General features: G+C 38.6%; 19 protein-coding genes. 2 read left to right on the top strand and 17 right to left on the bottom strand.

All coding sequences use genetic code 11. The features are described from left to right. Positions 1-75 precede the first annotated feature (75 nt). The 6 genes from IGI37_RS06795 to IGI37_RS06770 form a co-directional block, all read right to left on the bottom strand. A complete protein-coding gene (locus IGI37_RS06795; protein WP_438760774.1) occupies positions 76-459 on the bottom strand; it encodes a MerR family transcriptional regulator in 384 nt (127 codons plus the stop codon). Between the two features lie 166 nt (positions 460-625). Continuing rightward, on the bottom strand, positions 626-2386 hold the full coding sequence (locus tag IGI37_RS06790) for a 1-deoxy-D-xylulose-5-phosphate synthase (RefSeq protein ID WP_438760772.1): 1761 nt from the start codon (positions 2384-2386) through the stop codon (positions 626-628). A gap of 977 nt (positions 2387-3363) precedes the next feature. Next, the gene (locus IGI37_RS06785) at positions 3364-3495 is read right to left on the bottom strand and encodes a hypothetical protein (protein WP_438760770.1); all 132 of its coding nucleotides are present in this window, start codon (positions 3493-3495) and stop codon (positions 3364-3366) included. A 112-nt stretch (positions 3496-3607) separates the two neighbouring features. After that, entirely contained in the window at positions 3608-4147 is a 540-nt protein-coding gene (locus tag IGI37_RS06780) for a TIGR01440 family protein (RefSeq protein ID WP_438760769.1), read from the bottom strand. Positions 4148-4164: 17 nt separating this feature from the next. Beyond that, positions 4165-4659 (bottom strand): ECF transporter S component, encoded by a 495-nt coding sequence (locus tag IGI37_RS06775; RefSeq protein ID WP_438760768.1) that lies wholly within the window; start codon positions 4657-4659, stop codon positions 4165-4167. Beyond that, entirely contained in the window at positions 4646-5449 is an 804-nt protein-coding gene (locus IGI37_RS06770) for a bifunctional hydroxymethylpyrimidine kinase/phosphomethylpyrimidine kinase (RefSeq protein ID WP_438760767.1), read from the bottom strand. The genes IGI37_RS06775 and IGI37_RS06770 overlap by 14 nt, the downstream gene beginning before the upstream one ends. Positions 5450-5674: 225 nt before the next feature. On the opposite strand from IGI37_RS06770, the gene IGI37_RS06765 reads away from it, so the two are divergent. Then, a complete protein-coding gene (locus IGI37_RS06765) occupies positions 5675-6814 on the top strand; it encodes a glycerate kinase family protein (protein ID WP_438760766.1) in 1140 nt (379 codons plus the stop codon). Positions 6815-6915: 101 nt separating this feature from the next. Here IGI37_RS06765 and IGI37_RS06760 read toward each other — a convergent pair whose 3' ends face one another. After that, positions 6916-7125 (bottom strand): hypothetical protein, encoded by a 210-nt coding sequence (locus tag IGI37_RS06760; RefSeq protein WP_438760764.1) that lies wholly within the window; start codon positions 7123-7125, stop codon positions 6916-6918. Between the two features lie 382 nt (positions 7126-7507). Here IGI37_RS06760 and IGI37_RS06755 point away from each other — a divergent pair, with 382 nt between their 5' ends. Next, a complete protein-coding gene (locus tag IGI37_RS06755; protein WP_438760763.1) occupies positions 7508-8071 on the top strand; it encodes a TetR/AcrR family transcriptional regulator in 564 nt (187 codons plus the stop codon). A gap of 402 nt (positions 8072-8473) precedes the next feature. Here IGI37_RS06755 and IGI37_RS06750 read toward each other — a convergent pair whose 3' ends face one another. From IGI37_RS06750 to IGI37_RS06705, 10 genes are all read right to left on the bottom strand, one after another. Beyond that, entirely contained in the window at positions 8474-8686 is a 213-nt protein-coding gene (locus tag IGI37_RS06750) for a hypothetical protein (RefSeq protein ID WP_438760760.1), read from the bottom strand. A gap of 262 nt (positions 8687-8948) precedes the next feature. Continuing rightward, positions 8949-10529, bottom strand: a complete 1581-nt coding sequence (locus IGI37_RS06745) for a glycoside hydrolase family 43 protein (RefSeq protein WP_438760757.1) — start codon at positions 10527-10529, stop codon at positions 8949-8951. Between the two features lie 150 nt (positions 10530-10679). Further along, positions 10680-11522, bottom strand: a complete 843-nt coding sequence (locus tag IGI37_RS06740; RefSeq protein ID WP_438760754.1) for a PTS system mannose/fructose/sorbose family transporter subunit IID — start codon at positions 11520-11522, stop codon at positions 10680-10682. After that, the gene (locus IGI37_RS06735) at positions 11515-12384 is read right to left on the bottom strand and encodes a PTS mannose/fructose/sorbose/N-acetylgalactosamine transporter subunit IIC (RefSeq protein WP_438760751.1); all 870 of its coding nucleotides are present in this window, start codon (positions 12382-12384) and stop codon (positions 11515-11517) included. The genes IGI37_RS06740 and IGI37_RS06735 overlap by 8 nt, the downstream gene beginning before the upstream one ends. A gap of 1 nt (position 12385) precedes the next feature. Further along, on the bottom strand, positions 12386-12877 hold the full coding sequence (locus tag IGI37_RS06730) for a PTS system mannose/fructose/N-acetylgalactosamine-transporter subunit IIB (RefSeq protein ID WP_438760749.1): 492 nt from the start codon (positions 12875-12877) through the stop codon (positions 12386-12388). A gap of 59 nt (positions 12878-12936) precedes the next feature. Continuing rightward, entirely contained in the window at positions 12937-13737 is an 801-nt protein-coding gene (locus IGI37_RS06725; RefSeq protein WP_438760746.1) for a discoidin domain-containing protein, read from the bottom strand. A gap of 3 nt (positions 13738-13740) precedes the next feature. After that, positions 13741-15948 (bottom strand): alpha-galactosidase, encoded by a 2208-nt coding sequence (locus IGI37_RS06720; protein WP_438760744.1) that lies wholly within the window; start codon positions 15946-15948, stop codon positions 13741-13743. Between the two features lie 20 nt (positions 15949-15968). Then, positions 15969-17090 (bottom strand): glycoside hydrolase family 88 protein, encoded by a 1122-nt coding sequence (locus IGI37_RS06715; protein WP_438760741.1) that lies wholly within the window; start codon positions 17088-17090, stop codon positions 15969-15971. Between the two features lie 27 nt (positions 17091-17117). Beyond that, a complete protein-coding gene (locus IGI37_RS06710; protein WP_438760739.1) occupies positions 17118-17525 on the bottom strand; it encodes a PTS sugar transporter subunit IIA in 408 nt (135 codons plus the stop codon). A gap of 14 nt (positions 17526-17539) precedes the next feature. Further along, positions 17540-18355: a Cof-type HAD-IIB family hydrolase gene (locus IGI37_RS06705; RefSeq protein WP_438760736.1), complete on the bottom strand. Its 816-nt coding sequence runs from the start codon at positions 18353-18355 to the stop codon at positions 17540-17542. Positions 18356-18500 lie beyond the last annotated feature (145 nt).

Genomic DNA, 18500 nt, shown 5'->3' with positions numbered 1-18500 from the left:
AGATTCTTACCAACCACTTCTTGACTGTTATTAATTATTAATGTAGAAGCCCTTTTTGCTAAGTAGCTATGTTTATTAATTTGTAAACCCAACTGACTGTTCTATTTCTTGAATTTGCCTATCATACATTGCAAGCTTTGACTCCAATTTTTTAATTGTCTTGTTCATCATTGCCTGCTTTTCTAACAAGCTCTCGTATTCCTTAATTAAGATGTTCTTTCGCTCATTCAAGGTCTGGTCACCTTCTTGATATAAAGCAGAATATTTTGACAAGGATTCAATCGACAAGCCTGAATCTCTCATACATTTGATGAAATCAATCCAGTTGAGATCCTCCTCTTGATAATCCCGAATGCCTGCATTGTTTCTTGTTACAGGAGGAATCAGCCCTTCCTTTTCATAGTAACGCAAGGTCGCAGGTGTCATCTCATATATTTTTGCCGCTTCTGAAATATTCATATCCAACTTTCCCTTCTAGAATAAACCAACTCCGATAAACTCGAATTTATTTCTACCTTCTTCTAATTATACCTCTTAGAGTCCGCTTTAAGTCAATAAAAAGAAAAAGCTCTATACGTTTCAATCTATTCTGTCTACATCAGAACGAGACATAGTAGGATTCAGATTACCCCTTGAACTTTTCTGATATCCCCTGACAAATTGCTTCAACGGTCAAATGATTTGCAGCAAATAACTCTTTTGCGTCATAACGATCGTGAAAGGCCTTATCCAAGCCATAATTTTGAACATTTATAGTTGTATTACCGAAATAGCTAGCAATTGTTTGGCCATAACCACCTTCTAGAATACCATCCTCTAATGTCACAACCAATTGATGCGTCTTCGCCAAATCATCTAACAGCGCAGTATCTAACTGTGAGATTACTCGTGGATTAACAACTGTCGGATGTACTTGATACGAATTTTCTAATTGTTTTGCGACTTCTTGTGCCAAAGATTGTAAGTTCCCTAACCCAAAAATCGCTATCTTTTCGCCTTTTTGTATTATTTGATTTTTAAAGACCTCTTGCCTATCTATTTTTTCTAAAAGCTGAGCTGCTTGAACGGGTCCCACTGGCACACGAATTGCTACCGGATACTCGGTTTGTTCAATAGACCACTCTAGTAACGCCAAATACTCTTCCTTCGATGCCGGCGCAAGATAAACAAGATTCGGAATGTGACTTAAGAAAGGAATGTCAAATATCCCTATGTGGCTTTCATCATTCATACCACTTGCTGAAGCACCATAGACCAAAATTGTTCCTGGTAAATGATTTAACGCTAAATCATGCGAAATCTGGTCATAACTTCGTTGCATAAAAGTTGAGAATACTGCCCAAACTGGCTTAGCACCATTCTTAGCTAACCCTGCTAACATCGTCGCTGCTTGTTCTTCAGCAATTCCAACATCTACAAATTGTTGACCTGCTTGTTTGCGTTGCTCCTCATTAAATAAGAGCATTGGCACCCCTGCATTAACGGCCACAACAGTAGGGTCCTGCGCCATTTTATCTAATAGAAATTCTGTTGTTAATTGTTGATAGGTTTCCAATTGATTACCAGTAGAAATATACTCGCCAGTCTCCAGACTAAACGGTCCACCTGCGTGAAATTTCTCGCGATTCTCTTCCGCAAAAGAAAACCCTCTGCCTTTAATCGTATGGATATGGAGAACAACTGGTTCAGTCGAATCCTTGACTTTAGTGAACAACTCAATCAACGCTTGCAAATCGTTGCCTTCATCTAGGTATTCATAATGAAATCCTAATGCTTTGAAAAAATTATCCGAAGCTTGCCCTTTAGTTTCTCTCAGTCCCCTTAGATTCTTATAAATCCCACCAAAATTTTCTGCAATAGACTGATCATTATCATTCACGATGACAATTGTATTTGTCCCCTGCTCAGAAATATTATTTAATCCCTCGTAAGCTAAACCACCTGATAGTGAACCATCGCCAATCACAGCAATTACATTACTTGTTTCCTCTTTCAGGTCTCTGGCTTTTGCTACGCCGTTAGCTAAAGATAGTGACGTTGAAGTATGCCCCACTGTAAACAGATCATGATCGCTCTCTTTTGGATTTGTGTATCCTGACACATCATCGTAATGATTTTCTTTCAAAAACGCCTCGGCACGACCTGTTAACATTTTGTGCACATAAGACTGGTGTGAAACATCAAAAATCAGTTTATCGACTGGCGAGTTAAAAACATAATGTAACGCCACTGTCATTTCCACTACACCCAAATTTGGGCCGTTATGTCCTCCATGCTGACTAATTTTTCCCAATAAAGCTGTTCTAGCTTCATCAACTAGCTGCTGTAACTCGGTTTTATTTAACTTTTTAATATCTTCTGGACTATTTATTTTCTCCAATAACATAAAATTCCTCCTTCATAGTAACAATAGTAGTTTACTCCTTAGAGTTCACTTTAAGTCAAGTGCTATTTTTAATTTTTTTGATTTGTCCCTTAGTTAAAAAATTATGATGGAGCAAAATTCAATTTGAAGGTTAGGTACTTAAAAAAACCTGTAAATTTCAATGAATGCTCTTCACCGACTATTTTACAGGTTTTCATGTATAAAAATTTTTATCTTGCTTTGATCTACTCGTTCTACATTAGAACGAGACCACAATACCAAAACAATTATTTTGTTCCAGCACAATTTCAATCCACTCGTTCTACATCAGAACGAGACGATGAGTTCTAAAGAGATTGATTCAGTTCTTACTATTTCAATCCACTCGTTCTACATCAGAACGAGACAAAAACAGCAAATTTACTATCCTTTATTTCAATATTTCAATCCACTCGTTCTACATCAGAACGAGACGAACAATTGCAACAAGAAAACGAAGAACTAAAACGTATTTCAATCCACTCGTTCTACATCAGAACGAGACCAAAACGCTAGTCGTTGACACAATAGACTGGGCGATTTTAATCCACTCGTTCTACATCAGAACGAGACATATAAAAAAAAGATTATAAAAAAAGCTGATTAATTTCAATCCACTCGTTCTACATCAGAACGAGACGAGTACATCTTTGCTGACTGTCAAAAGGACGCGGAGATTTCAATCCACTCGTTCTACATCAGAACGAGACTGTGAATTAAGGTAGATATTACGAACGTACTTTCCCTTATTCACCTTTTGTTCAGTATAACATTAACCGCTGATTAGAAAAAGAGTTTATTTCTCTTCAATCTTCTTGAAAAATTGGTGCGGATGTCCCAGTGATTTTATGTTCACTTCACATCCGCACCATTTACTAATTTGCTTTTGAATCGATTGCCGATCCTTTCAAAACTTTGACTAAACCATCCTCTACTTGCCCCAAAAGACATGAGTACACTTACTTTTTAATCTTTTCAGAAACTTCGTCTGGTGTATATAGTTTAATCAATCGACGAATTTCCATTTCTACATTATATTGTAGGGCCTTTGTACTACCGAGGTTTTGTAAAGCTAATTTTAAGTACCGCATAAATTCTTCTTCTGACATGATTCCACCTTTCGAATCTATTTACACTCAAATTTTACTATAGAATATTGGTAAATCAAAAAGATATCCATGCTTATACAGATAATTGTTGCGGTTAATAAGTTGCTCTTGGTCCACCAATATATTTTGGGCGACTTCTGAGAGCTGTCACGTGTGCGCCACCCAATTCTTTTATCGATGGACGGACTGGTACTTGTACATATTTGACATGCATACCAATTGAGGTATCTCCAACATCAATTCCTGCTTGTGCCACAATATGTTCCACTTCGACCGGATCTTGAAATTGTTCAAATGCTGCGACCGAACAAGAGCCGCCTGCATGCAGCGCTGGCTTGACCGAGACAATCTCCCAGTCTTTCTTTTCTGCGAGCGTCCGCTCAACCACGACTGCACGATTAATATGTTCACATCCTTGAACACCAAGAAAAATCCCCAATGGATCAAGAATGGATTTCAACGTTTCTACTACCCACTGCCCCACCTCTTGACTAGAAGATTTGCCAATCGTTCCACCGACAATTTCACTGGTTGTACAACCTAATACAAACACATCGCCATATCTCAAGTTGGCTTCTTTAAGTACATCATTCATAATGATTGTTAAGTCATTTTGTAATTTAAATTTTTCCATAATCATTCAAACTCCTTTTATTTAAATTGTGGTTGCTTAAGTATCTTTTGTAATGCTTGGTACAAAGGAATCGTTACAACTATCCCAAAGATATTCTGAATCAGATTCCCTGGCAAAGAGGCTAATCCAGCCGGCCAAGTGTATAATAAACTCGTTGCAAGAGCATAGCCTGCGATCATCCAAAGACTAGCCAAGACAAATCCGGAAAACACGCCTTTTTTATTCGGATACTTCGTCATAAAGTATCCGAGAAGCCATCCTTGAATGCCGTGAATGACCACAGAAAAGATTGCCCATTCAGGATAACCAGAAATCAAGTCAATCAAGCCACCACTCAACGCGCCGACAAATAACCCACCTGTTGGACCAAATAATAAAGCGGAGGTGTAAATCCCCACTTCACATAAAGTTACAAAACCTTTCGTTTGCGGAACAGGAAAAATAAACATAAGTGATACCGAAACAGTTATTGCCACCATCATCGCTAGTTTTGTTAAGTCACGCGTCTTCATGTTCTACCTCCTCTACTGAACGCCCAAACCAGACATTCCCTTCACCGTTTTTTAATAGAAAACCGTTCTTGATTGCCTCAAAAACAAAAGCTTTACTTCGTTGAACCGAAACAAATAATTGATTCCCTAAGACAAGATTCGCAGTAATCGCTGAGGCAAATGAGCAGCCTGCTCCATTAACTGTTGAAGTTGTCAATTTAGGATTCGTCAAAATCGTAAACTCATTTTCATCAAAATATACGTCGGCGGCCTCCTCACCTGTCAACCTTTGACCGCCTTTAATCACGACTGCCTTAGCCCCCATAGCGATTAACTTACGCGCAGCCTGCTCCATATCTGCTAAAGTAGTGATTTTCATCTCACACAATAACTCAGCTTCTTTTAAGTTAGGCGTTATAATTGTGGCATAAGGAAATAATTGAATCAGTGCTTCTCTATAATTTTTATGATAAATGGATTCGCCCTCTTTAAAAGCTAAAACAGGATCTAATACGACTGGCCCGTCAAAATCAGTAATAAAATCTTTTACAGCTGCGACTGATTCTAGTTGATGAATCAAGCCAATCTTAATGGCAGATAATTCCATTGCTTCTTTAATAGTAGAAAGTTGACTTTTAAATAATGAAGCTGGCAAATCATAAATTTGGAACCCCTCTTTATCAACCGTCGCAAGACAAGTAATAGCTGTTACACCAAAGATATGATAGTTTTCAAATGTTTTTATATCAGATTGTAGTCCTCCACCAGCAAGCGTATCTGAGCCGGCAATTGTCAAAATCGTCTTTGTCATCTCCTCACACTCCTTGTTTTCAATTATACTCAAATACGCTTAAGCGAAAACAGCCAATTGGTTGTTTTTTAGGTCATCCAATTTCCCAATAATAAATGAACTAGTTTCAGTCTCTATGAGCATATTGCCATTAATTGAAGAATTCGGTTAAGTAAGCTATTATCAAGAGATAAGGAAACAAACTGTTATCAATCTGTCTGGATCAAACTTTAGGAGGTTTTCAACATGAATGTGACCATCGCCATTGATTCTTTTAAAGAATGCGCGACATCAGAAGAGCTGGCTCAAGCTATAAAAGTCGGCATCGCCCCATACGTAGATAATGTGAATACAGTGCCGATTTCTGATGGCGGCGAAGGAACGATTGAAGCACTACATGCAGCCTATCAGGGAGACATACGAACAGAAGCGACGGTAAATGCATACGGTGAACCAATAAATGCTGAGTATTTAGTCACCTCTATTAATGGGAAAATGACGGCGGTTGTGGAATCTGCAAAGGTCATCGGCATTCATTATTCCAACAACCGAAAAGAACAAGCACATTTGGCGAGTTCTTATGGTCTAGGACTTCTATTAGCCAAAATTATGACTAGTGGAATGAAACAAGTGATTGTGACTTTAGGCGGAAGTGGAACTACTGATGGCGGCTTAGGTATGTTCCAAGGTTTAGGCGCAACACTTTTAGATTCAAACAATCAGAAATTACCCAACGACTGGAAGAATCCTTTATTAACCACTCAGACAATTTCACTCGATTCTTTAAATCTCATTCATTCAGATTGTACGTTCATTATCGCCAATGACGTGGAGAATCCTTATTGTGGTCCGACCGGTGCAGCCAAAATTTTTGGTCTTCAAAAAGGCTTGACCGAAGATGAGATTAAACAACTAGATGAGAAACTTAGACAGGTTGCTGAAATGCTACACTCTGAAGGTGCAATTGATTTAGCTCAACTCCCCGGAGCTGGAGCCGCGGGGGGCTTAGGAGGCGCATTTGCTTTATTAGGGGCAAAAATGCAGGCGGGTTTCCCTTTAATTTCAGAATTAGTCGGTCTTGAAGAACAGATTAAAAAAAGCGATTGGGTGATTACTGGGGAAGGAAGATTTGATGCTCAATCCAAAGCCGGAAAAGTTCCATATGGTGTCGCCAGCTTGGCTCAAAAACATGAGGTAAAAACGCTTGTTTTGTGTGGTAGTTATGATGAACTTCCTGAAAATGGCTTATTCAATGGAGTTTTCTCCATTCAACGAGGACCTGTCAGTCTTCATCAAGCAATGAAAAAGGACTACGCTTTGGAAAATATCGAACAAGTGAGTCAACAAGTTTTCAAACTTCTGACTCCCACCAACAAAAACGAATAAGTTTCTAATAACCTGAACACATTTCAAAAGTCGGTTCTACTACTCCTGTATTGGATAGTGGAACCGACTTTTATGTAAAACTAGGACAGGTCTAATAGAACTTACAGCTGTTGAAATAAGGTAAAACAGATTGAAAGACCTGCTATAATCATCAGTCCCCATCCTATTCGTTTCCTAATCACTGTCTTATTTTGCAGAATCAAAATCAAGCTGGCTATTATCATGATTCCTGCAGTGACAAAATTTAACCATCCATATTGCTGACTTCCGCTATATAATCCGTGAATAATCGTTTCAATTTTTTGATACATAGAGACTATCCCTCCTTTTTAGTTTGAGGTTGGGGCAGAAGTGTTTAACTCCGTGAACCAAAATAGGTACTGTGCAACATCAACCCTTCAACTCTAGCATGTGACCTGCGTAGAAGTTGTCGAGAGCGGAGCGCAGCGAAGATGGAGTTGCTTCTGTGCCCAACGTTTATTCGATTTTTATATCCATAAGACGGATAAAAATTTTTCACTAAACATTCCCTAACTCTTTAAAAAGCTACAGTTTATCACCGATACTATTTTAGCTCTATCATTTTTTCTTTATTGCGTATAAAATTAATCTATGTTGTTTTATAAACCAAAAACGAAAGGTGGCTTAGCCATGGGACGAGGGGCTAAAGTTTTTTCCGAGGAAGATAAAAGATTGATTAAAGAACAACTTATGAAAGCTTGCATCACTCTTTGGCACAAACAAGGATACAAAAAAACAAGTATTGCTGACTTATGTCAAGAAACAAATATATCTATTGGCACCTATTACAAACTTTTCCCCACTAAAGAGGGTTTATTCTTAGCAGTCGGTTTAGATATAAATCAAAAAATTCATGAAACACTCAGCCAAACAATCCAAAAAGAACCATCTGTATTAGGCCTACGAAAAGCGCTTATTACTCTTTACGAGCTTTATGAAGAACATGACTTTCTAAGAAGTAGTCACTCTGATGATCTAAAAAGCTTTTTGGACAAGCTTTCTGTAGAACAGAAACAAGCTATCCAATTAGATAGTACACAGCTTTTCTCTTTTCTCATTAAAGAGTCTAATCTAAAGATTCGAAAAGAAATCAATCAAAAACAAGTATTTTCAAGCTTCTCTATCCTATTATTAACCATCTCAGAACAAGATACCTTAAATCATACCATTGACACCAAGGAGACTTATGTATTTTTGGTGGATCTGTTTCTTAAGAATTTTTTTATAGAGAAGTAAGTACTTTCTCCCATAAACAGATTTGGACAGATTTCCGCTTTATTGAAGAGGATGTCCTTTTTTGTAGTTGGCAGTTGAGTATTCCCTTTGTTAATCACTAAAAAACAGCTCATTTCTGGTTGACCCAAATCTACAAACTTCAAAATATTTCTGGATAGCACCAGAATAACTCATGAACTCTGTTTTTAAAAATCCTCATAAATCTCCGAGGTTTGAACCATAACTCAAAAAGTTATATCCCACGCTCACACTTTTTTTATTTAAACTCTTCTCTAACTCAGAAAGAATCCAAACATTTTAAAACAAACACTTCGCAATAGCACAAACAAAACAAGCACTGTATTTCACATCTCTTGTCTTCACCTTTGAAAAAAGCCTGTGTTCATTTCCTCGATTTCCATTTTAGCGGCTCCCTTTTACTCTTTGTTTTCGAACAATGCTGATGAAAAGATTCAGTATAGCGACAATAAATAGATACTTCCAAAACGAAACCTTCCATAGTAAAAAAATAAGAGAAAGTCCAAATAAACAGGCAGTACCCACATGAGTAACCCAGCCATACTTCTGATGAGACTTTTTCATTACATTCACTTTTTCATTGATTTTCTGATACATTCTTCAACCTCCAAACAAGAATAGTTTACGAATATTTCTAAAATATATTCATAACATAATTATCATTCTATCATATCTTGTCATAATAACTATAGGACTTTAGTTGTATCCATGAAGATATGGCTCCATAAAAATTGATAGATACACAAAAAAGAGAGTGTCTTCACCAAACAATGGCGCTCACTCTCCTATATTTAGATTAGTATTTATTTTACATACATAAGCAGTATTTACTTGCTAAATCATTTCACCTCTTTAATCCTCAATGTTTCTCGTCATAATAAAAATACTTAAAATCAGCATAATTCGTGTGTTGGTCTAAATCCTGTACACAAATTCCTACAAAGGCACCGGTAAACGGCATTCCCCCTTTTTCACGAATGTAGTCATCTGATAAATGATCTGCTTGAGTCTCTCGTCCAATAAAGTGCCACTCATCTTCATGCCCATAATAGAATTGTGCATGTTGATGGTCTACTTCTACTCGCAATTGAATCTCTTGTTGGCTATTTTCTAAATATACCTCATCTGAGTAATACGTACATTCATTATTGTCACAAACCTCTAATTGAACGTAATGTGCTTGTTTCTCTTCATCATAAGAAAGAAATAGATACTGCCAATTTTCTGTATCGTAGAATAAGATTAGCCCGGCCATTTCTTGAAAAGAGTTCGGAACAAACCGCATCGCAGTTTCTGCACGAAATGTAGTTGACTGCCATCTTCTAGCCAACAGACTTTGTTCATGAAGACTAGATAAGCTCTGCGCACCGTAAATTCTAAGGTAGCCAGGATTCTCATCAAAGCTGATTTTCTCATCAAGACTGTGACGTAAGGTTTTAAATGATTTTGGTAACTCCCCACAGCTGAAATCAATTCGTTCAGAAAAATCGGCTTGTTGTTGCACCTCGGCAAAAATTCGAGGGTTGTCAATTATTCTATCTGGATGATATCTCCGACTTGCCAATCTTGGCCACTCATTGACCCATTCAATTTTTTGTATTCCAGTCTCACGCCCCAAAGGACATCTTCCACGTTGAAGTGTCAGCGGTCGAGCCATGATATGCACGATAAACCACTCATCACCAGCTTGCACAAACGAGGCATGACCCGCTTTTTGTATCGGATTAGTTGGATCATCTTTGGTTGTCATTAACGGATGAAATTCTGAAACCTCATAAGGCCCCCAAACATTTTTACTTCTACAAACAGTAGCTGCATGTGAGTAGCCCGTTCCACCAGCTGCACATAAAAGATAATAATAACCATCTTTTTTCATCAGCTGTGGTCCTTCGCAGACGCCCAAATCCGTTCCTGTAAAAAAATGTTGTCTTTGGCCTATCAATTTTGTTTCGTTACAATCGAACTCTTGCATCACAAGTCCCGCAAACTTTTGTCGCCCCACACGATGATCATAGAGCATATTAATAAAATAATGTCTGCCGTCATCATCATGGAATAAGGCAGGATCAAAGCCACTAGCCGTTACAAAGACTGGCTCGCTCCACGGACCAGTAATTTCACTTGCGCTGATAACATAATTCAGCGTATCTTTGAACTGTGTGCGCGACTTGACATCAGTATAAATTAACCAAAAGCGGCCCTCTGAATAGGATAAATGTGGCGCCCAAATACTTCCTGAATTATAATTTCCTCTCAAATTCACGTTCACTTTATCAACAAGCGGCTGAGCAACCACCGTCCAGTTAACTAAATCCTTAGAATGATAAATCTCCACTCCAGGCAACCATTCAAAGGTTGAAGTCGCCAGATAATACTCATCACCGACTTGCACAATCGAAGCATCTGGATGAAAGCCTGGTAAAATTGGGTTGGTTATCATATTTTTCTTCTCCTTCTCTGTCACTTTAAAAAATAGCCTCCAGCTCTCATCCGAGTCTGAAGGCTATTTGTAACTATCTGCATTAGTGTATGCCCGCTTACTTATTTTTTAAGCAAAACAGATAAACGGGAGCCTTGACAAAATCTTCTTTTATCCGCCTGTAACTCCTAACACAGTTAATAGAACAGCCGCTAAAAATAGCGTAACGATAACACGAACTGGTTTGTTTTTCTTCTTTAAATACCCAAAACAGATCATCGTCAATGCAAGCGGTAATAAACCAGGCAAAATGCTGTCAAACACAGATTGAAGGTTAAAGGTTGAGCCTTCAAACTCATGAACATACGTTGTTTTGAAGCTAACAAATTGCGCCACCATCGCCCCTGTCATAATCAGACCTAATACAGTCGCCCCTTTAGTAATGGCATTAAAGGTGCCTGACTTTAATGCATCAGAAATAAATTTCCCACCTGCTTTATAGCCGACAATAGGTACATACCAACGAATGAGAACAGTCGGTACAAACATTAATACAAAGAACAAAATTGGACCTAAAATATTGCCAGTTGCTGAGAGTCCTAAAGCAATCCCGGTAGCAACCACTCGTAAAACAGATAAGTTAATCGCATCGCCAATCCCAGCTAACGGTCCCATCAAAGCAGTCTTAATTGCGGCAATTGACGTTGTATCAAATTCAATTCCATGTTCCATCGCATACTTATTCTCATATTCCATAGATAAAACAAGCGCTTCGATAAAACCAGCCACAAAAGGTGTCGTATTGAAGAAATCCAAGTGGCGTTGCATCGCATCATAAAACTCGTCCGTCTCTTTTCCATAAATATCAGCTAAGAACGGTTGCATGACCCATGCCCAAGTTGTTCCTTGTTGTTTAGTATAACTTGTACAATACATTAACCATTGTGTCCGCCAAAATAATTTCCAAAGCAACTTAAATTCAGATTTACTTAGTTTAAACATCGCTCTATTCATCGAAAAAGTCCTCCAAGTCATCTCCACTAGTTCCAGAGTTTTGTGATTTTACATTTTGTAACTTATTGTATCGAAGTTCTGACATAACAACAATTGCGGCAATTATAAAACCAAAGAAGGCAATTTGTACAAGAGATAAAACCTTTGTTGGTTCTGATAAAATAGCGACTGCGTCATCTGTCACAGTACCAGACGTTGCTTTTTGGTATAGTAAGAATGCCCCTAACCCAAAACCTAAGAAAAAGTAGGGAGCCAAAGATTTTTGCCATAACATTTTTAATAATAGGGCCAAACCAACAGCTGGAAGCATTGTTGCGGCAACGGACATCGATGATTGAACCCATGTTGGGATTGCTTCAATTAATGATTTCACTGCGTCTGTACCCACAAAAATTGCTAAAAAGCCAACTAAAAACCAAATAAATAAATAGCCGAATGCTTGTGCTGCCCATAAACGATTGAAGCTAGCTAGTTTTCTTTCCTCAATTAATTTTTCAAACCGAGGAACTAATGCTGTTACAGTAATTTTCATCATTGAGTAGATTAATGTTCCCAATAAAGAGATAGGCACCGCTAAAGCAATCGCAGACTCAATCGATGAATCTAAAATCATGGTGAAGGCTGCCCCAAACAAGGCGCCTAAAGTAATATCTGATGGCATCACGCCACCAAGAGAAACATTTCCTAAAAAGATTAGTTCAAGCTGTGCCCCTAGAACGATACTTTCTTCTAGGTGCCCCAACATCAAACCTAAAAATGGTACAATAATGATTGGTCGTGCTAACTGATTCCCTAACCCATACCAATCAATAAACTTAGCAAAAGCTATGACAAATCCAACGATTAACGCTTCTGTTAACATACTATTTTCCTCCTAATAAATCTTTTAATAAAATACGTGCATCGCTTGGGAGCGGCTGATGAATAATTTCAGTTCCTGATTCAATCACTCCATGGAATAATTCCTTCTCTTGTTCGGTCAAATAAACAGAATCTGCTAATTTTGATTTGTGATTTAACGAACCACCAATCCGACCGTAATTGGCTACGTTGACAACGGCCTTTTCCGTTAAACTATCTGTCAATCCTTTTACATATTTTGGATCATTGACAATCACTAAAATTCTTAATTTTTCACTACGAGGATCATTTAAAATCTTGATTCCTTTTTCTAGCGGAACTACGCTGGCTTTGACCCCTGATGGAGCAGCCATCATTAAGGCACTAATCTGAATATCATTTTTAGCAATCTCATCACTCACTACTAAAATGCGGTTAATTTCTAATGCCTTACTCCACATTACTGCAACTTGACCATGAATTAATCGGTCATCGACTCTTATCATTGAAATCATTTGTCTCTTCTCCTTCTCTATATTTTGCTTACAATTTACTATAAGCAAAATTCGTGCCATTATTTGTCGTTATCGTTTTCAATTCCATAAACTTCCAGCTCAGTTAAAGCTGGAAACGGTGATTCATCCACATTTTTCACTAAATTCTTTAATTTTATCCAGCGTGTTTTTTTCGGTTCAATAAGAAAGCGTTGACGTTCTATAACGTTTGTCGGATAAATCACTCGGACTGTCGAGTCAGAAAATTCAACGGTCACCTGTGTCCAGTAGCTATCATGAGGATAATCGCCTCTTAACACAAGAACGATTTCCTCAACTAGAACCTCACGGCCAAAATCAACAGTGATTTCTGCGTCTTGTTGCTGATTGATTCCCCACGACTGGAAGGGGTAACTGCCATGGTTCGTATTAGCAACCATGCCGTCAATAGCATTTCTTGCAAAAAAAGTCGAGTCATTTCGTGTTTCGACATTCGCAAACGCGTGTGGAAATGCGTTAGTCACAGACTTTTGATCATGTGGATTCAAAGCTAGATTTTTCTTTCGCCGGATTTCTTCGACAGATGCCCTTCTGGCGGTCAGATAATGTCGCTCACCTGAAAATAGTTTTGGTGAATACGCGTGACGAAGTTCTTCTTCTAAAATAACTTCATACCGATACGTCTCTTCCGTTAAATAAATCAGACTCTCCGGCAGTGCCTCGTCCAACTGGAGAACATAAAAACCAGGAACGACATCTACGTGTAATTCAATAAAGTCTCCTAACTGATAGAGATATTTTTTTAAGGCTAGATAGGGCTGTTCTGCTTGGCTAGAGGCAACTATTTCTCCCCCTGAATGACACAATGTTAGTTGTAACATAGGCTACTTCCCTTCAATTTTTAGTGACCACACCGTTGAAAAATAATCATGCGTTGGTTTAGGTAAAGCTAAGCCGATATACATAAGTTCATTTCCTGTATAGGAATTTCCCAACTCATCGACATATATTTTTTCTGGCTGTAGCTCCTGAAGTTTTAATCGTTTGGGCACAGTATTTGGTTGTACTAAGATTTGAACATGGGTAACAATCACTTGGGTATCGGATGTTTTTTGCCAAGCTGTCTCATTAGCAGCATCAAGAACTTCTAATCGGGTATGTTTGCCTAATTGCAGAGTTTCTCGATTTTTTTTATAGATTTTGATATCCTTTTTGATTTGACCCAATTCTTCTTCACTTAACTCAGGTAGATTTAACTCATAACCGAAATTTCCTTGTTGAGCGACAGCCGTTCGCGTCGCTAATGGCGTTATCCGACCGATTTGATGATTTGGAACAGCAGAAACATGTCCACTCATCGCAATCGATGGATAAACATAAGAATTGCCCTCTTGAATTCGTAGTCGCGCGATAGCATCTGTTTCATCGCTTGTCCAAATTTGATTAGTGTACGCAAGCATCCCTGGATCAAAACGACCACCTCCGCCCGCGCAGCTCTCAAATAAGACTGTCGGATGGTTCTTTGTTAATTCGTTTAAAACACGATACAAACCCAAAATATAACGATGGGCAACTTCCGTTTGTTTTTCTATGGCAAGAGCTGTTGAATAGATATCAGTCAAATTACGATTCATATCCCACTTGACATAACGAATCGGGTGATGAGTTAATAGCTCTGAAATTGTTTGAATCAGGTAGTCTTGAACTTCTTTTCTGGTCAAATCAAGAACTAGCTGACTTCGAACTTCTTGTGGCTCGTTGGTAAGTGTTCGCAAGACCCATTCTGGATGTTTACGATATAAATGACTATTTTTAGAAACCATTTCTGGTTCAAACCAAAGACCAAAATCTAAGCCTAGTTGATTAATCTCTTGAATTAATTCTCCGAAGGCACCGCCTAATTTCTCTTCATTTGGGAACCAATCGCCCAAACTTGAGGTTTCGTCTGAACGCTGCCCGTACCAGCCATCATCTAACACAAATAATTCAATGCCCACTTCAGCCGCACATTTTGCCAGCTTTATTAAAGACGCTTTATTAAAATCGAAGTAGGTCGCTTCCCAATTATTGATTAGAATAGGACGGAGCTTTTTCGCATGATAAGTCGGCACCAGTGCGTTCGTATAAAATTCTGCAAAAATTTGACTCATCTTGTTCAAACCTTGGTCCGAATAAACCATCACGACTTCTGGAGAATAAAAAACCTCACCAGAAGTTAATACCCATGAAAAATCAAACGGATTTATTCCAAGCTGCACACGACTATTTTGATGCATATCAACCTCACATTCAGCAATAAAATTGCCACTGTAGATGAGATTAAAGCCATAGACGCTTCCATGGGTTTGGTCTGTCTCTTTTTCCGCCAGACAAAAAAATGGATTTTGACCATGACCAGATGCCCCTCGTGCACTTTGAACCCCTTGAAGACCTTGACTAAGTGGGCTTCTATTGACTTGCGTTTCTCTTCCCCAGGCACCTGTGAGAGTGATTTTATCCAAATCTGCTCTTAACAATGGAAAATGAAGACTCATGATTCGTTGAATGTGCACAGTTTGTTCGCTCATATTTTTTACCCTAATTGATTGAGTAAAAACATCTTCCTCTAAATGGGCGTGAATGATTACCTCGACTTGGACACTGGTTTGCTCATCTTCTAATACAAGGATCAGTGTTGTTCCGCCAGCCTGTTCTCTTGTACTAGGTAACCCAACAAGCACTGGTTTTTCCTCCGAATAGTAGTGGTTCTTATATCTAAAATTACTCAATCGACTGCCGTCTTCATACAACAGATGGAGCGCTGGCGTATTTAAATCTGTATTTGCAAAGGTTGGCAGGGTCAGTGGTAATTGTTCAACCTTATAATTTTTTGTATTGTCTGTATCCGCTAAATAGCTTGCTCGTACAAGCTCCGTCACGACATAAGATAGATCTACTTGGCCCACTTTTTTGCCAAAATATAAAGTCAATAGATGGCCTTGTTCTGTTACGCCAAAGCTCAACTGATTATTTTTTGTGAATAAATCAATTTGTTTCACTAATGAAACAGCCAACTTTTTTGCATGAACCTTTTGTTCTGAAACACCTGTCATCGCTGACTTTCCTCCTTTGTTTACCAAATAATAAAGTCTTTTTCTAGTAAGCGAACAATCGCCTCTACAAAATAGTAATCTGCATAAATGATCGGCACTTGCTTATTGGCTTCGTCATGATAGGCCCCTGTTGAAAAATCAATCACACTATCGACTGTCTCATCCCAATTGGCATAAGATTTTTCTATTGCCTGAACCAGATTCACTGCCGCTTGAATATAGAAATCCTTTTCGTATTCACCAACGTGTTTGGCAATCTCTAAAAATCCACAGGCTGCGCAGAGACCTGCCGATGTATCAATAATTACTGGTTCTTTAGGTGCACGAAAATCAACTAACGGAATCCAATCCGTTTTAGAAACCTGTGAAATAAAATAATGCGCCACTTTTTTAGCAGTATCTAAATATTCTTTCTTCTCCGTATGCAAATAACTTAGAGCAAAACCATAAATCGCCCACGCTTGCCCTCGACTCCACGAAGAACCATTCGCATAACCTTGGCCAGCGGGTGTATCAATAAGCTCGCCTGTATAAGCGTCAAATACACCAATATGATTAACTGAACCATCTTCACGAACAATATGATTCATCACAGTATCAGCATGATCTTCTGCTACAAAACCAAAACGTGGATCATCTAAGGTGTCGCGTGCCCAATAAAGTAAAGGAATATTCAACATAGAGTCAATAATCACCCAACCCGCACGATCTCGGTTCCATGAACGAATAAACTTACCACGAGGGTTGTAACGACCAGCTAATAAGTGAGCAGCATGTAACCCTCTTGCTTTTGAGCGTTCATTTTCGGTTAAGCGATAATTGGCCACTGCTGTATGCAGCCACATAAACCCAACATCGTGATGCAACCCTGTATATTGAGTAAATGCTGCATCCAGTCGAGCTTCATTCTTTTCAGCCGTTTTTGCGTAAAGTTCATTCCCTGTTGCATGATACATTTGCCAAAGAGTTCCCGACCAAAAGCCATTCGTCCACCAAATGATATCTTTTTCTCCCATATCCGGATAATGACCGTTTTCTGGAACGTAGGGGATTTTTTCTCCTAAGCGTGTAGCCTGTACCGTTAATTTTCTATCTAATTTTTCTAAAATTCCTTGTGCCCATTCCTTTGTTTTTAAATCCATCTTATTTATCCTTTCTATTCTTGTCTTTTAAAAAAAGTCTTCCTCGTTTTGCGTAATTGATTCGAGAACGAGAGGTCGTAAGCCTTCTTTGGCCTCTTCTATTACCTGCAGCAACTCACTCTTAGAAGTTGGTTCGCTTAACACCAATTGCATGACTAAGGGTAGATTCATTCCTGCAATTAATTGGATATTCGGATTTTGGGTCAGCCTTAACGCGGCATTACACACACTTCCTCCCGCAATATCGCCTAAAATGTACATTTGTTCTTCAGGAGAAATCAGTCCCTCGATTTGTTTTATAATCTCATCTGGATGGTCTCCCGGCATCAAACCAAATGCATATAGATTTTCATGAACGCCAGTAATCATTTCCAACGTTTGTTTTAGTCCTTGTGCATACTTATTATGGGAGATTAATATCACTTTACTTGCCATGCATTTGCCTTCTTTCATCGTTTGTTTTCCACTTCTTTCAAATAACGCAATAATGTGTAACCCACACCAGAAGCTTCTCGGTTATCGGCTACCCAATCAGCCTTTTCTTTGACAGAATCTTTCGCATTACTCATCGCCACACTAATTGTCGCTACTTTAAATAATTCTAAATCGTTTTCTTGGTCCCCAAAAGCAATCACGCTGTTTTCTTCTGGTACCTGTAATTTTTCAGCTAGAAAACGGATGCCCGTTCCTTTGTTTACACCCTCTGCCATCAACTCGATATAATGCGTATCGCTAAACACAACCTGTAAGCCTGCTTCAGACATTTTTTTCTTCATCCGTACCAGAATCTCAAGATCCTTGTGCATCACACCAACCTTTAAAATTGGCTGACTTCTCATCAACTGAACAGCCTCTTCATACGCCATCTCAATAAAAGGTGTTTGTCCAGGTTGTAGCTCTTGTACCTGCGCCATTTTGTCTGGTGATAAACGAACTTGATACACATTGTCTGAGCAACAAATAGAGAGGTTTGCACCAAATTCTCTCCCGATTTCTGCCATTTCAAGAGCCTTTTCAAAAACCAAGGATTTCGCATAAAGGACTTCCTTTTGATGAGTTACGATGATTGACCCATTTAACGCAACAGCATAACCTTCTACATCGAGCATTCGCAGATAGGCCGTGGCCGAATAGACACTTCTACCCGTTGCAATCACAATCACATGTTTTTTTGAGGCCTGTTGAATCGCCTGTTTATTCACTGCTGAAATCTCATGTTTTTCATTTAAAAGCGTTCCATCTAAATCAATCGCAATAATAGCCAAAGCTTTCCACTCCCTTATCAATCTATAAGCAATTTCCGTGCCAAGTTTTGTCGAGAGTCAAAATCTTTGCTAAATGAAGCATTTTATCCGCTTAATCATTTGCCTTATTTGTGTCGAAAAAATGGCCATGACAATTTGCCATAGC

It is taken from the genome of Enterococcus sp. AZ194 (assembly GCF_051713825.1).
Taxonomy (GTDB): domain Bacteria; phylum Bacillota; class Bacilli; order Lactobacillales; family Enterococcaceae; genus Enterococcus_K.
Note: the sequence above shows the minus strand (reverse complement) of the source record. Positions and strands in the feature narration are given on the sequence as shown.